Annotated in this window: 13 protein-coding genes and 1 riboswitch; of the genes, 1 reads left to right on the forward strand and 12 read right to left on the reverse strand. The window is 38.1% G+C overall.

Annotated features, from left to right (window positions below; all coding sequences use genetic code 11):
* Nucleotides 1–216 precede the first annotated feature (216 nt).
* The 6 genes from NYE25_RS06295 to NYE25_RS06320 all read right to left on the reverse strand — a co-directional run bounded on the left by NYE25_RS06295 (nucleotide 217) and on the right by NYE25_RS06320 (nucleotide 8,206).
* Entirely contained in the window at nucleotides 217–1,224 is a 1,008-nt protein-coding gene (locus NYE25_RS06295) for an ABC transporter substrate-binding protein (protein ID WP_341145431.1), read from the reverse strand.
* A gap of 202 nt (nucleotides 1,225–1,426) precedes the next feature.
* Entirely contained in the window at nucleotides 1,427–3,244 is a 1,818-nt protein-coding gene (locus NYE25_RS06300) for an APC family permease (protein ID WP_341145432.1), read from the reverse strand.
* A gap of 123 nt (nucleotides 3,245–3,367) precedes the next feature.
* Nucleotides 3,368–3,526, reverse strand: a riboswitch (cyclic di-AMP (ydaO/yuaA leader).
* Between the two features lie 197 nt (nucleotides 3,527–3,723).
* Nucleotides 3,724–4,188, reverse strand: a complete 465-nt coding sequence (locus NYE25_RS06305; RefSeq protein ID WP_341145433.1) for a disulfide oxidoreductase — start codon at nucleotides 4,186–4,188, stop codon at nucleotides 3,724–3,726.
* On the reverse strand, nucleotides 4,185–4,937 hold the full coding sequence (locus tag NYE25_RS06310; RefSeq protein ID WP_341145434.1) for a DsbA family protein: 753 nt from the start codon (nucleotides 4,935–4,937) through the stop codon (nucleotides 4,185–4,187). The genes NYE25_RS06305 and NYE25_RS06310 overlap by 4 nt, the downstream gene beginning before the upstream one ends.
* Nucleotides 4,938–5,096: 159 nt before the next feature.
* Nucleotides 5,097–6,413 carry a hemolysin family protein gene (locus NYE25_RS06315; protein WP_042188644.1) on the reverse strand — a complete coding sequence of 439 codons (1,317 nt, stop codon included), beginning with the start codon at nucleotides 6,411–6,413 and terminating at the stop codon, nucleotides 5,097–5,099.
* Between the two features lie 872 nt (nucleotides 6,414–7,285).
* Nucleotides 7,286–8,206 carry a hypothetical protein gene (locus NYE25_RS06320; protein ID WP_341145435.1) on the reverse strand — a complete coding sequence of 307 codons (921 nt, stop codon included), beginning with the start codon at nucleotides 8,204–8,206 and terminating at the stop codon, nucleotides 7,286–7,288.
* 1,285 nt (nucleotides 8,207–9,491) lie between these two features.
* Between NYE25_RS06320 and NYE25_RS06325 the strand changes: the two genes are divergently transcribed.
* Nucleotides 9,492–9,869: a DNA-directed RNA polymerase subunit alpha C-terminal domain-containing protein gene (locus NYE25_RS06325; protein ID WP_341145436.1), complete on the forward strand. Its 378-nt coding sequence runs from the start codon at nucleotides 9,492–9,494 to the stop codon at nucleotides 9,867–9,869.
* 65 nt (nucleotides 9,870–9,934) lie between these two features.
* Here NYE25_RS06325 and NYE25_RS06330 read toward each other — a convergent pair whose 3' ends face one another.
* The 6 genes from NYE25_RS06330 to NYE25_RS06355 form a co-directional block, all read right to left on the reverse strand.
* Entirely contained in the window at nucleotides 9,935–10,150 is a 216-nt protein-coding gene (locus tag NYE25_RS06330; RefSeq protein WP_341145437.1) for a hypothetical protein, read from the reverse strand.
* A 513-nt stretch (nucleotides 10,151–10,663) separates the two neighbouring features.
* Nucleotides 10,664–11,656, reverse strand: coding sequence for a hypothetical protein (locus NYE25_RS06335; protein WP_341145438.1), 993 nt, complete (start codon nucleotides 11,654–11,656; stop codon nucleotides 10,664–10,666).
* 84 nt (nucleotides 11,657–11,740) lie between these two features.
* On the reverse strand, nucleotides 11,741–12,358 hold the full coding sequence (locus NYE25_RS06340) for a hypothetical protein (protein ID WP_341145439.1): 618 nt from the start codon (nucleotides 12,356–12,358) through the stop codon (nucleotides 11,741–11,743).
* A gap of 346 nt (nucleotides 12,359–12,704) precedes the next feature.
* Nucleotides 12,705–13,475, reverse strand: a complete 771-nt coding sequence (locus tag NYE25_RS06345; RefSeq protein WP_341145440.1) for a M15 family metallopeptidase — start codon at nucleotides 13,473–13,475, stop codon at nucleotides 12,705–12,707.
* Entirely contained in the window at nucleotides 13,475–13,933 is a 459-nt protein-coding gene (locus NYE25_RS06350; protein WP_262495753.1) for a phage holin family protein, read from the reverse strand. Before NYE25_RS06350 ends, NYE25_RS06345 begins: the two co-directional genes overlap by 1 nt.
* Nucleotides 13,934–14,055: 122 nt before the next feature.
* Nucleotides 14,056–14,763, reverse strand: a complete 708-nt coding sequence (locus tag NYE25_RS06355; protein ID WP_341145441.1) for a hypothetical protein — start codon at nucleotides 14,761–14,763, stop codon at nucleotides 14,056–14,058.

Genomic DNA, 14,763 nt, shown 5'->3' on the forward strand with positions numbered 1-14,763 from the left:
GTCTCCTTAATCGATAGTTACAATGGTCTATATGATAACAACAATCATTCTCATTATCGCAAAAAAAATTAAGTTGTACAATTGTAGGAGTTATTTTTCAGTAATACAGGAATGGTTTATAAAAAAATGGTGCAGATCTAAGTATCCTAAGATACTTGATCTGCACGCCCTTCCCCACCCAAATGATCAGTCTCATTCATGGTGAATTACGACTCTTTATTTCACAAAACTTTTTAACACATCGTCAATAATTTTGTCACCAGCGTTCGCACCACTGTATAGCCAACTGCTTGTTGAGCTCATTTCATGCACATTTCCAGCTTTCACAGCCGGGATGCCTTTCCAAATTGCACTGTCCAGAATCTCCGAACCCTCAGTCTTATCACTATTTACAAGGATAATATGATCTGCTGTCAGCTCAGAAAGCTTCTCTAGCGAAATTGGATTCCAAGTAGCTCTTGTACCAACAGGAATTTCTGTTACTAAGTTAGGCAGCTTTACACCAAGGTCTGTATATAATACAGCACCACTGCTGCGGGTTTCGTCTACAATATAGAAGTTCTTTTGTACCAACCATAAAATCGCCACGGACTCTTCTCCAATAGCTCCTTTAAGCTTTTCTTTCGCTGCAGCCGCCTTGTCTTCATAATCTTTAATGGCTTTCTCTGCTTCAGGTGTCTTGTTCAGAATTTCACCAATCTTGAGTAGCGATTTACGCCAATCTTGATTTAGCTTATCCCCAATCACATAAGTCGGTGCAATCTTATTCAGTTGGTCATAGATACCATTCTGTACAGATGACTCCGATGGGATGAGGATAAGATCCGGAGCGAAGCTGGTTACTGCCTCGAGCGGAAGATCGTAGCTGATCGTAGGAACATCCTTCAATTCAGTGGACAGATAATCTTGAATACCATTAGTCACGGACCATTGCGCTACTGGAGTCACACCTAGAGTTACCAATGCATCCTCCAAATAAGAACCCAGTACACGCCCAGGATTAGCTGGAATCGTTACTTCATGTCCCATTGCATCCGTTAACGTCTTAGCAGCTGCAGGAGCTTCTGTAGCTTCAGCAGTAGGTGCCGTCGCTTTGTCTGTTCCTGCGTTTGAAGCGTTACCGGGATTATTATTACCGCAAGCGGATAAGAATAGCACCATCACCATTAATCCGATCATCGTTAATTTCATGCTTCCAAATCTTATTCTGTTAAACAAAAACATTAAATACCCTCCTAGTGTGTACATCCTATGTTATTCAAAGGTGTTGACTACCTCAGTCTCACTTTTAAATGATATTGATTCTCATTCTCTATGTCAACATATAAATTTTAAATTTTGTGGATTTGTAATAATTCCCTTCTTAAAAATACAAAAAAAGGCTATATTCCGAACGTTCCGGATATAGCCTCTCCTTAATGATCCATTATTTATTCAAATGATATGGGACAGTCGCAACTACAACATCTTTTGAATTCATTAGATACGAACGGATTAAAAAGCTGGTCTGATTATGAAGTACAGCTTGCCACCAATGCTTAGTTATAAACTGTGGAATCAGAATCGTGATATGATCCGTCGCTGCGGTCTTCCACTCCACTGTATCAATAAATTTCACTAACGGACGAATAATACTGCGATATCTGGAACGAAGTACAATCAGGCGTACACCCGGATTCCATTCATCCCACCGTTGCTCCATTTTTTGAATGTCCTCTTCATCAAAGCCAACATACACGGCTACAACATTATCCGTTAGAGACTTGGCATAGCTGATGGAATGTAGTACAGCACGTGTTACACCCGCAACAGGAACAACAACCGTACTGCCTTTAATCAAAGGTTTATCTGTACTCGGGCATATACGAAGCTGATCTGCAGTGTTCAAATAGTGCTTGTGAATCCGGTGGAACACGAACATTACAGCAGGTAAGAAAATGAAAGCCATCCATACGCTTGAGAATTTAGTGATGATAAAAATAAGCGTAATCGTCAATGTAGTCAGCATACCGATGGTATTTACAACAAATCTTTTTTTCCATCCCGCTGGTTTTGTTTTAAACCAATGAACCATCATTCCTAGCTGTGACAATGTGAAAGGAATGAATACACCAACCGCATAAAGTGGAATCAAGCTTTCTGTATTTCCGTGGAATGCAGCTACAAGCACAGCAGACAGAACACCTAGAAAAATAATACCATTAGAGAAACCTAGACGGTCTCCACGAACCATAAAAGCATGTGGCATATATTTATCTTTTGCAAACATAAATGCGAGCAGCGGGAACGCTGAGTAAGCTGTATTAGCTGCCAAGAACAAAATTACTGCTGTGATACCTTGAATGAAAAAATATAAGGTTCCGCGGCCAAAGGTCGATTCAGCGATCTGTGAAACAACCGTTGCCTTTTCATCAGGCACTATGCCGTACCAATACGCCAGTAGTGTGATACCTGTAAACATAAATCCAAGTATAACCCCCATAACCATTAAGGTCTTGGCTGCGTTCTTTTCAGCTGGTGCTTTAAAGTTTGGAATGGCATTCGATACAGCCTCTACACCCGTAAGTGCCGAACAGCCAGAACTGAAGGCTTTTAATAGTAGAAACAAACTAACATTAGAAACAGCAGAGCCAATTTCAGGGACATTCGCATGTACGCCACCTGCTGCATATTTAATAATACCGGAGATAATCAACACTACAATCGACACTACAAACAAATACACTGGGATTGCGATGAATGAAGCTGATTCTGTAACTCCGCGAAGATTAATCAAAGTAAGTAAAATAATAACTGATACTGCAATAAGAACGGTGTGATTATGAAGACTTGGAAAAGCCGATGTGATCGCATCCGTCCCTGCCGACGCACTAACAGCTACGGTCAGAATGTAATCCACTAACAAAGACCCTCCTGCTAAGAGCCCTGTCGGAACACCAAGATTACTCTTGGCAACGATGTAAGCTCCGCCTCCCTGAGGATAAGCGTAAATCGTCTGCCGATAGGATAAAATCAGGATGGCCAGCAGGCCCAATACGGCTAATGCAATTGGCAGGGAATACCAGATGGCAGTAAACCCCGCAGCCACCAGTACAATCAAAATTTGTTCCGTTCCGTAGGCTACAGACGAGAGCGCATCAGAAGACAGGACAGCCAGTGCTTTAACCTTGGATAACTTTTCATGATCGAGTTCGTTCGACTTCATCGGACGCCCGATCAATAGTCGTTTTACCTTGCTTACCATGGTGGATACAGTTCCTTTCTTTGGGAGCTGAAACGGAATTTCCGCGCGCTGTTTTCATTGGTGGATTTCATAAATGCAGACACTAAAAATAGCATGCGGAAATGATCCGCATGCTATGCATGGTCATTATCCCACCTTTGCTTACGAGGTTAGCTGGCGGATTCGGGCTGTGGTTTAGCCCTACGGTAAAAGTCTAATCGACCCATTCCGATTCACCCCATTGGCACATATGCCAAGTTTGGTTCCCCCGTTTTTCCTAAGAAAATTCAGCGCATATTCAACTTCTCACAAGGTCTAATATTAGTCTACAAAGTTTATACAGTAAAGCGTTGAAAAAAATGAAAAAAGAATGAAAAAACATCCAGTAAGCGCAAATACAGCGTCTTATTGGATGCTCTCTTTCATTCTCTTCAATTATCCCTCTGGATCGTGTTTTTAATCACTTTTCACATTTTTTCGGATCCTTTAAAATTAAAAAATCAAAATCCTAAACTTTCCTCTGTATCTAAATCCATCACTTCTTCTTCCTTGCGTCCGTACCAAAGTAAAATGCTAATTAAAGCAAAAGCGATTAATGCAAGGAAAGGAATCGTAATGAATCCAAAAAAGTTCAAGTAATCCTTATTACAAGGAACACCAATTGTACAAGGAAGCACTTTACTTAACGCGGGAATCTTCTGCTCCGCATAATGATAGATCGAGATACTGCCACCAATCAAGCTTAGTGGAAGTACATATGGGATAATCCTTTTATCCCCTCGAAACGTCGCAATTCCCAAGAGGAATAACTGAGGATACATAAAAATTCGCTGGAACCAGCAAAGCTTACAAGGTTCATATTTCAATACTTCGCTCAGATATAAGCTACCAGCAACAGCAACTAAAGAGACAAACCAGGCCAGATACAGGCAGTTACGCTTGCAAAAAGATAGGAACTTTGTCACTTTGCCTCCACAGCTTTTGCGGCGTCGTTAATTTCAGTTGAAATCGCTTCAATGTTAAATGGATCCGCAGTCATTACTCCATTGATATAAAGGGATGGTGTAGTCGACACCCCAGCTTCACTAGCTAACTGCATGCCTTTATTCAACTCATCTGCATACGTACGTTCCTTAATATCTTTACGTAACAGTTCGTAATCGATAGCTAATTTCTCTTTCTCCGCAAGGCTTACTAAGAAATCTTCAGTCGCCCATTCCTCGCTCTCATCACCTTGCTGAGCATATACAGCATCATAGAACTTCCAGAATTCATCATGATTCTGATGGTAAACAGATAATGCAGCAAGTGAGGCAGTTTCAGAGTCTGGACCAACGAAAGCCATATTTACAAAGTAGAGCGCTGCTTTTCCCTCGTTGACAAAATCTTGAACAATTTTCGGTTTAACTGAAGTTGCAAACTGGGAACACGCTGGACATTTTAAGTCTCCAAATTCAACAATTTTAACAGGTGCATCCTCTTTACCGACTCTAGGTAGCTCACTGTAATTGAATGCTACTGGTTCTCCCGAAGTGGCATTTTTTGCGGCATCTTTCGAAGCTAACATAAACAATCCAACAAAAATGATGACTACTAAAGCTATTGAACTAATAATTAAAATTCTCGTCTTCTGCTTTTGCTGCTCCTGTTCTACCCGCCGTTTCTCTTGTTTGCTAAGCTGGGGAACGCTTGTACTTTTATTAGGTTTACTCAAGGAGAGTTCCTTTCTGTCCTCTGTGGACTAATGTAGTTTTTATCATATACATTTAAAATTATATAATTTTTAATCTCTTTTTGGCAAACAATACTGTAAAAACGCTGTAAAAAAGACACAGCGCTATAGCACTGTGTCCTAATATTACTAATAAGTTCGTTATGCACCAGCTTCTTCAGTCAATAGCTGTAACTTCAGCAGCTTAATTCGAGAAATCCGCTTATTATCCGTTTCTTCCACAATAAACAGATGATCATCAAATTCTACAGACTGTCCTTTTTGAGGTGGATTAACCTCCAATTTAGAATACAGCCAACCGCCTATCGTATCATAATCCTCAGTATCCATATGGAGCCCCAAAAGATCATTGATCTCTTCAATAAGCATCAAGCCGTCGATGGAGTGTTCATCCTCCCCCAGCTTCTCAACACCAGGACGTTCTTCATCGAACTCATCCTGAATTTCTCCTACAATTTCCTCCATGATATCTTCCAGCGTAACCATTCCTGATGTTCCACCGTACTCATCAATCAGAATGGCGATTTGTGTCTTTGCGCGCTGCATGACTTTCAGCAGAGCACTAATCTGAATAGATTCTGGTACGGTTAGTATAGGACGAATCAATTTATTATAGCTTTGTTCACGATCCCTAATTAAGTCCTTGATATGAATGAAGCCTAGGATATGATCCTTATCACCATCACAGACTGGATAACGCGTCCTCATTCCATCAAAAGCAATCTCAAGATTCTCTTCCGTTGAAAGATGATTATTCAGGCAGATCATTTCTGTTCGAGGAATCATGATTTCACGGGCCATTGTGTCCACAAATTCAAAAATATTGTCAACCAGCGCCATTTCGGTATTATCAATAAATCCGCTTTTATTACTTTCTTGCATGATAATACGGATTTCTTCTTCCGTATGCGCCGTTCCCAGCTCTGAAGCAGGGGATAAACGGAAGATCCGTAATAAACCACGTGCCAGCCCATTTACGATCCAAATCACTGGATACATGATCTTGTAAAACACATTCATCGGCCCAGATGTTAGCAAAAGGACAGATTCAGCCTTGTTAACTGCAATAGTCTTAGGTGCAAGTTCTCCTAGTACGATATGCAAGATAGTGATAAACATTAGAGCAATAATCAAAGATACAACATTAACAGCGGTTACTCCAAAACCTATACTTCCTAATAAGGGCCCAACAAGGTTAGCTATAGCGGGTTGCCCCAACCATCCTAGCGCAAGTGAAGCCAATGTAATACCAAGCTGACAGGCGGATAGATAACCTTCCAAGTTGCGTACGATGCTTCTCGCTTTTAAAGCTTTTTTACTACCTTCTTCAATAAGGGTATCAATTCTACCGCTTCGTACTTTCACCATTGCGTATTCGACTGAAACAAAAAATCCATTTAATAATACCAACAGAATAATAAGACCTACGTGTAATATACCGGGTAAAGGGTCGCTCAATTTATAATCCTATCCATCATTCTCCGTACGGATGGATAGGCCCACCTCCTTCGTTTTTTCAGAGTATCGGCAAGAAGCTTGCCAGTTGTTCCTTTCAGTATCAATTTCCCAATGGTTTCATCTCCAGTCTGGAATCACGTTTTTGAATATATACTTTATTATATTATTACATAGCCCATCAAAACAGGTCAAAACCAGTGTAAAAATATGATTTATTTTTGCCGCTGATGGACACATACCCCTTAAAAGTAGAAACAGGTACAAACTAATAAAAAGAGATTATGTGATTTTTCCGTGATTTTATCAGATGATTTTCTTTTGTTCTAATTTCTTATAAATGTGTTCCTTCTATTATATATGTTAAGTCTTTAGAACCCGTCCCGTCAACCGGAGCACCTCCAGCTTACGTTGAAGTTCCAATTGCTACTCATGATCATTCGTAACGCTTGCCAGTCTAGACTGATTTTCGAACATCAGTCAGTCACAACATCAACGCCATGACCAATGTGACCATTTACTATTGCACTCTCAAGACAGCAAAAAAACTTACAAAGTAAGGTTTTTTGCTAAGTGGGTCCTGAGGGACTCGAACCCCCGACCAATCGGTTATAAACCGACCGCTCTAACCAACTGATATAGAGGAAAGACATAAATGTATTACATTCTATTCGGGAATGGTTGATTTAATAAGAATAACTGGTTATTAATTAAATCTAGTTTCATTGTGTTCGTGACCAATTCCGTGACCATTAGCCCTTGGAGAAATCCGGGGGTTCTTTTATGGATTTTTAAATACAGATACAATTTATCTATAATAACAGCGCCCTGAAATATTTATATGTACCGTTCGAGACCTGCTGTGCTAGGTACAACTACTTTGTGAATTTCCCTTCAAAAATATTACCTGTGATTTCTACGTTAGCTGGATCTAAAAACCTACTAGGAAAATCATTTTTTGCATTTATCACCCATGGCCACAATGGGTTTGTTTGACCATTTTGAGTTCTTTCATCAAAAAAGAACTTTATTATCTCTTCCGGAACCTTACATAAGTTAAAAATCTCTTTGTTAAAATACTTCTTATAAAAGTTAGTGTGGTTTACAGACTTCTGATGTATGATTTCATTTCTGTATTCTTCAAATTGATTATACCTAGTCCACAATTGAAGTTGTTTTATTGGCTTAGTTTCGTATATAGATACGAGAATACCACTAAGTTTTACTTTCAATGATAGCCACCTCTCAATGGCTTCTTTATCATAGATTTCATTGATTCCTTTTGAGTTCTTTTCGTTGTGCTGATAATCATCAGGGATACTAAGATTAACAAATGCTTCCAATGCTGTATAACCAAATACTATACTTGTCTGTATCAGTTCAATATAGTCATACACTAAACGAGATTTATTTGTTATGTTACTTAATCGGTCAAGCGCTTCGTCTATTTCAAAATGGTTTATTTTATCTGGATTTATCTTTTCATTGTATAAAGATTTTGCTTCCACCATTGATTTATTCGATACTGAAAGCAATATTCCAACACTATTAGGAGAAAAATATTCTAGAGTGTTTTTCTTACCATCTATTTTGGTATGAAACTGAATTGAGTCTAGTTCTTGAAATACTGCAGATCCTGTTTCTTTATTTTCGCTTAGAGGATCGCTATAAAAAAATATTGGTTTATTGGTCCTCAAATCTATTAACTCATAATCCTTTTGCTCTACATTAACAATAAGATAGTCTTTATCTTTTTTTCTTTCAGTGCTCACTTGTTTTTGTTTTTGCTTTTTCATATTTCATTCCTCTTCTGTTTAGTTTTATCTTTGAAACGTCTTTAACATAGATTTCGCAAATAGTTCCATAAGTGAAGTATTCGTGTTTTTATAAAATTATCCTTCACTTTAGTAAAATAGCACAAATCATTCTGATTTCTAACAATAAGCTAAGAATTCGCTTTACTCGACCAAATGTTAGAACTTTAAACGCACATAAAAAAAGCACAGCCGCCGATATCTCCGGAAAGCCGTGCTACATATGTTTTTCTTGGGATGCTGGTGAAGGGGTTCCCCCCCGACCTACGCATTACGAGTGCGACCCATATAAGTTCTAAAGGGTTCTATAAGGTCCTATACGAGTACAACAACACGGCATTACTCATTATGAGGTTCTTTAGGGTTCTTTAAAGTCCTGCATGATGGTAGAAGAAATGGTAGAAGAAAATCATTGGATTTATACCCGTCAACGGGTGAAGGAAGAACCATACTTCCTTCTCCGGTACCCATTTATGTTTGCTTGGTCGATTTTTAAAATCGGAACTATATCAAGTCATTAAAAAAATGCAGCAGAGTATTAGATATTACAATATTGTTAAATCTGCGTTAGTTAATATTAATTTGTTTATTTAAAAGAATAAAATCTATTTTTTCAAGGAGTGTTTATAGTGGAACATTTACTGCTATATCACGCAATAGAAACTGAAACACAACTTCATGTACATCTCGTCAGCGGAGAGACATACGTTGGTTATTGTCAGGAAAGCGATACTTCAGGCTACTACATAATCAGAACTAAAAGTGGTTTATTTTCCTTCCCCTCTTGGGCTATCAAACGCATAAAAGAAGTTTGATAGCCGCAAAAAGAAGCTAACTGAAGGTTTTTGTGAGTTATTTATGTATAATCTAACTTCGAACCGCTGCCTTATAAATCAGTCGCTATGGACAAACTGAGGAAGATTTTAAGATTGAGAATCATCTATGAGTCACAACTTTATTTTTCAAGCATAAAATAAATCCGGACAATCAATACAAAACTTAACCCTCATGTGAACTTAAATTCACTGAGGGTCTTTTTGATATTTGGATATAAATATACCCGCCTACCAATTAAGGTTAGTGGGTATTAGTTATACACGCTTATGGGAATCTACTATGTATTGCATTGCACCTATCAGATATTCTTCCCTCATACCTCAAATATGTAATATTTTCTGACCTAATATTTGATTTAAATCTAAACTCAAAGGTTAAATCTATATATACGCGTTTAAGTGGCACATAATTTTACATCAGGAGGCTTGAGATGAAGCAGAATGTATCACTGAAATTTTTATTCCCCGTTCCTAAAGTATTTCACCCATTTCCTATCCATTTCTTACGAATTGCTGCCACGGACTCTTCTAACAAAAGTATCTCCAGAATTCTCAATTCACTTCAGGAAAACAAGTATTCGACAATTGATGATGTGCTAAACACTACGATGAATGAATTAACAACATCCCGAAACTTTGGAAAAAAGGGTCTGACTATTTTGTTTGATTTATTAGAAAACATTTCTCGAAAACCTGAGTTAATTTTGGAAACAAATATTTTAGAACAACCCTTACGAGATAAAATTGAACGGATTAAAAAATTGCCACTTGTCAAACACCAATTACTTGAGTTAGGGATTGAAATATAAATACAAGAAACCCGTCAATATAATCTGACGGGTTTCTACTTAAATTTGTCGTTACTAACTGTCAATTATGCTAAAACCATTCTGAATTCAAATTCACTTCTCATGTAATAAGCATCAGCAACCTTAACGCTAACTGGGCTCCACTTTTGGACTGGACCCTCACAATCAATTATACAGCCAGCCAGATCACCACGACGTTCAAGTATATCTAATTGAGACTGTGACAAAGCAGCCGTTAGAAATTCAGAGTCTGTCTTTAGGACTTTGTATACATTGCTCAAAATGATCACTCCTATGTATTAAATACCTGTCTCTCATTTTCTTCTCTTTATGTATTTCTTAATGAAATAAAACAATACAAATCCCAGTAGCACCAAGCCAAGTATGGTGATCCATAGAATTGCTGGATTCCCTACAAAAAAGTATATATCTCTATACTGATAGTTTTCATTATTCATAAGTATAGATTAATTCATTTGGAACATTATGTATATGCACTCCATATCACTGGTAGAGGAAATTTTTCTGAACGTAAAGAAATACCCCACCATAGCAGCAGGGTAAGTGATTTGAAATTCAGTTTTTTTGTCAACACTCTTTGATAATTTTTTTCAAAGTCAGAGACTCGCAAATATAACCATGACATACTATATTCGTCTATAACGTTATTTCTTTGATTTATAACTTCTTACTAATGAACTGATGCCTTTAATAATTAAAAATATTAGTATCCCCGAAATAATCACAGTTAATATTAAATTAGTCCAAACTATTTCCAAACTTATTCCTCCGTCTCAGCGTTTAAGTTTTCTAAATTCATGATATCCCATTACCCCTGATAAATAAACGACTTCGTACATATCATTAATATATATAGTTGAACTCTCATAAGTCAAATTATTCATTTTTTCAATATAATGACTAATATATTTTAGCGTTCCCTCTTTATTCTTCAAATTCTTAACCCCATAGAGATCTACCAATATTTCATTTGCCAATCTTGTAGACGAAATATCTCCATTATCGCTACCATTAATTTTTAATTCCAACTGATCCTTGATCGGAAGAAAAAGATAGCTGTGATCGGCGAGTCTTAAAAGATCTAATTTTTCAGTTACAGTTTGCTCATCTACAGGTATACTTAACCACTTTTTAACAAAGTAGGTATAGTAAATAGCTTTAATACTTTTTTGCTCTGAAAGTGTTAAACTCTTCTCAACCATTGTTAAATTACTCTTTATAAGCTCCTTAATAGATGGAGATATTTTCATATTCATTGAATTAAGTATAGATAAAAAATTAAAGTGAATCTGTAGTTTATATTGTTGATTAATATTAATCGTGGTTTGATCTGTATTTGGGGTTTGCTTTGATTCATCTTTCAAATGTTTTTCCAAAGAATTAATTATATTTTTTTTTAAGTCTTCGTCTAATTGAATCACTAACTCTTTTGCAAGAGAGATCGTGTCTTTTTCTTCAATAAGTGCTCTACTAAGATTTTTTTCTTGGGTCATACTCGAAATTTTTGTTAACACTAATATTTTAAGTTTTTCTTTATTTATTTGAATTAAATTTCCGTAAAAGCGATTAATCTCGAAAGTATAGTACGTGGATGAAATATCAATTTGGTTTGTAAGTGTGCTTATAAAGCCAGATACTTGATTATCCTCGAAGTAAGTATCTTTGAGAGTTTCTACGAGTTTATTATTGGGATCTAAAGAATCACAGGCAGATGTAGAGAACATAAACATCAAGGATAAAACAGCTAGTATAATTTTTCTGCTCAAAGCACTCATCCTTCTTCACATAAAGCAGCTATGCCAGAATTTATTTTTCTGGCATAGCTGTTTACGTAGTGAATTTTGTTATTATTATTGTTTCGTAGCAGTCCCGGTTACATTAAGAGTCCCGCCAGAATAAGTTAAGACACCTTCCGGATACATCATATAAGTTACAACATTTGCGTATGTGAGTTTTGAAATACCTAAGGATGCCGAGCTAGTTCCACTTGCTGTTTGAGTCCAATCAGCAACTTTCCCGACATATGGTGCTTCCGTTGATATTGGACCGTAGGCTACAAATCTATAATTAGCTACTGTCGAATTAACAGACCCACGAACCTTATTAGCCTGCAAACTTCCATACACATTAATTGATATCACTCCAACATCAACCGTAACACTGCCACCCACTTCGCCTTCCACAGTATTATTGCTACTCCGTTTCATACCATAAATGCTCCAACTATCAGCAGAGGCCGCTGAAAATTCAGCTTTACTAGCGGTATTTTCTACCGAATAAGCATTATCAAGAATGAATTTCAGATCTTCTTCAGAGAGCTTATCTCCAACGCTATATGCATCTGCTATCTTCTTACCCTCAATTTGAATGTTCTCATCATTAGGAGTTAAAGAACTGGCATTTGCTGAAAATGGAAGTACCATTGAAGCACACAAAACAATAGAAGTTAATAATTTAATTCTTTTCATAAAATATTCCTCCTATAATGTTAATAATATACTTACTTTTGGTAGAAGAAGCGAATTCAGCCCTCTAATCACTCCTTATAAGGAAAATATATTAATCACCTCCATAATTTTCTATGTAATAACTTTACAATAATTAAATAATTTATACAAGTTTTATAGATTTATTTCTTGTAAATCTTTAGATTTCACATCGCAGAGGGTTTCGAATCGCTTATTTCATCTACACGTGTAAGAGTGTTCAATATCCACATCGACGATTCCGTTTTGAGCCAAAACCGTAGTAAGAACGGCGATAACCGAGGCGAACGCCAGAACATTAGATAGGTTTTGATTATCCATTGATTAATTATTTATCCCCTCTCTTAAACAAACCAAGATTGTAAAACATCTGAATAATATTAAGCTCAAGTTTTGACTTATCAGCCGATGTTGTAATCGCTCCTGCCGCTTTAGCAGCCGTAATAGCCTCTGTGTAATTGTTGGCATACGTTTCCTTCCCTGAGATGTTTAAGCGCTTCTCTAGGGTTGTTAAGCGCTCAGCCTGCTTCGCTACGATTGCTTCTAACTCCGCAATTCTACTCATGTCTTCCTTTACCTCCTCTTTTAGTCGATCTATAATAGTTGCTGCTTTTGCCATAGCGATCTCTGATGGCTTAGCACCCGCACGTAATTGTGAAGTTGTCAGCCCAAAAGTCATTTGAAAATGTGGTGCATCCTTAATAGAGACAAAATCACCGCCCCATTCAAAGCCGAGAGCTTTAGCCTCCTGAACTACCTCCGTCCAATCAGCTACTTTGTCACTGTCACCGTCACGTTTTAAATCCCAAGATACCTGTTTGCCATCTGGTAGTAACAATGCGAAGTCGATAGCTAGTCCAAAGTTATGGTAACTGGTTCCTCCCTTGGCATTAGTGACAATAGATCCAAGTTTTGTACGCCCTTGTGCGTAGAGAGCTTCTTGCTCAGCAATAGTCCGTAATCCTTGAGTTATTAAAATAGGCACTCCCCTAGCGTAACAGCGTTCAATTAACACTGTGATAGCAGCCATCACAACTGGGTTTAATCCTATCAATCTTGTAGCTGATTTGCTCTTTACTTGATCCAGTGTGAGAGACATTACTCCTCATCCCCTTTTCTACTGGCAGCGCGTTTAACTTTTTTATCCAACTCGCTACCTACCCATTTGAGTACTACATCTAAGACTGGCAATGGGAGCGAATCCCCCCACCCTGCCCGAATTGAGTTAGCAGTCATGCTCTGTAACACGTGATACAACGTACCGATTGCTAGTGCACCAAATATCGCTCCAGGCAATCCGAACACCATATCAAGCAGATGTCCTCCCGCTGGCAGCAGTAACATAAAAAATGTCCGAAACACTCCATCAATACCGTACTTACTGGCATAGGTGTTGTCCTTCTTAGCGGCTCTAATACCCGATAACCAATCCATGATAATAAAAAATAAAAGTGCAGCCATAATGGTTATGACAGCATCCGCCTCCCCATATAAAAAATCAAACACTGAAACAGCTACTGCCCCAACTGCAGATGCAGCGATTTGTGATTTTGTCAATTTCCTTCCCCCTCAATATAAATAGCCCCCGTAACAGCTACGAGGGCAAAATAATAACGCCTATACGGCGTAGTTTCAAGACACAGCAGAGTATGAACAAATAGATTCAGAGTACATTCTCCTTATCCCCAACACTCGTAGGTAACTATCCCGCTTACAAAGCCGCCATTAAACCCTACACACATATCAAATCCGTTATCTAATAATTGAAAGTATCCGTCGCCAGTCCCTTGTTTGGTGCTGGACATTGCGGCTCCACTGCCGTTCTGCATCGTGTTCACCATCCTGCCAGGATACATCTCGCAGATAGTACAAATTTTATCAGCGGCAGGTGCGGAGGAGTAGGCTATGACATATTTTGGTTTAAATCCTGTGCCAGTAACAGAAATTTTACTATAAGAACCAGCGGCGTAAGGTCTTGTTTCCCCTTTGGTATACTTTGGAGAAACAGAAGTTCCTACAAGCTTTTGACCTTGGCTATAAGCTATTACTCCTGCTCTGATATCTGCCGCTGTTGCATTAGCGTCTGAGGTGGCTGTGCCGTCTAGCCCTAACATTTCAACGCCCATTATGACGTTCTTAGCAGATACATGCACAGGGTCGGCATATGTTAGCTGTGTACCATCATTTACGGCTTGAAATTTGCCGTCTCCAATCCCCCCCATTGAAAGCGATAAATATCCCTCTTGCATATAAGCGCCCACAGCGGTCATTTCTTGGTCACCCATATTTTTCATTGTTCCAGTTCCATATTGTGTCGTCCCCGCACTGTATTTAACTCCTTCAAGCACTTGGGATGCTTTTGCATTCCCCGGTATATAAAGTACCAT

The organism is Paenibacillus sp. FSL E2-8871, from assembly GCF_038000345.1.
Taxonomy (GTDB): Bacteria; Bacillota; Bacilli; order Paenibacillales; family Paenibacillaceae; genus Paenibacillus_AQ.

Bases quoted from the DNA above. Each gene is read 5' to 3' on its own strand.
- NYE25_RS06340 (WP_341145439.1), bottom strand. From the start codon at position 12,358: ATGAAAAGAATTAAATTATTAACTTCTATTGTTTTGTGTGCTTCAATG.
- NYE25_RS06300 (WP_341145432.1), bottom strand. From the start codon at position 3,244: ATGGTAAGCAAGGTAAAACGACTATTGATCGGGCGTCCGATGAAGTCG.
- NYE25_RS06345 (WP_341145440.1), bottom strand. From the start codon at position 13,475: ATGTCTCTCACACTGGATCAAGTAAAGAGCAAATCAGCTACAAGATTG.
- NYE25_RS06320 (WP_341145435.1), bottom strand. From the start codon at position 8,206: ATGAAAAAGCAAAAACAAAAACAAGTGAGCACTGAAAGAAAAAAAGAT.
- NYE25_RS06295 (WP_341145431.1), bottom strand. From the start codon at position 1,224: ATGTTTTTGTTTAACAGAATAAGATTTGGAAGCATGAAATTAACGATG.
- NYE25_RS06325 (WP_341145436.1), top strand. From the start codon at position 9,492: ATGAAGCAGAATGTATCACTGAAATTTTTATTCCCCGTTCCTAAAGTA.
- NYE25_RS06355 (WP_341145441.1), bottom strand. From the start codon at position 14,763: ATGGTACTTTATATACCGGGGAATGCAAAAGCATCCCAAGTGCTTGAA.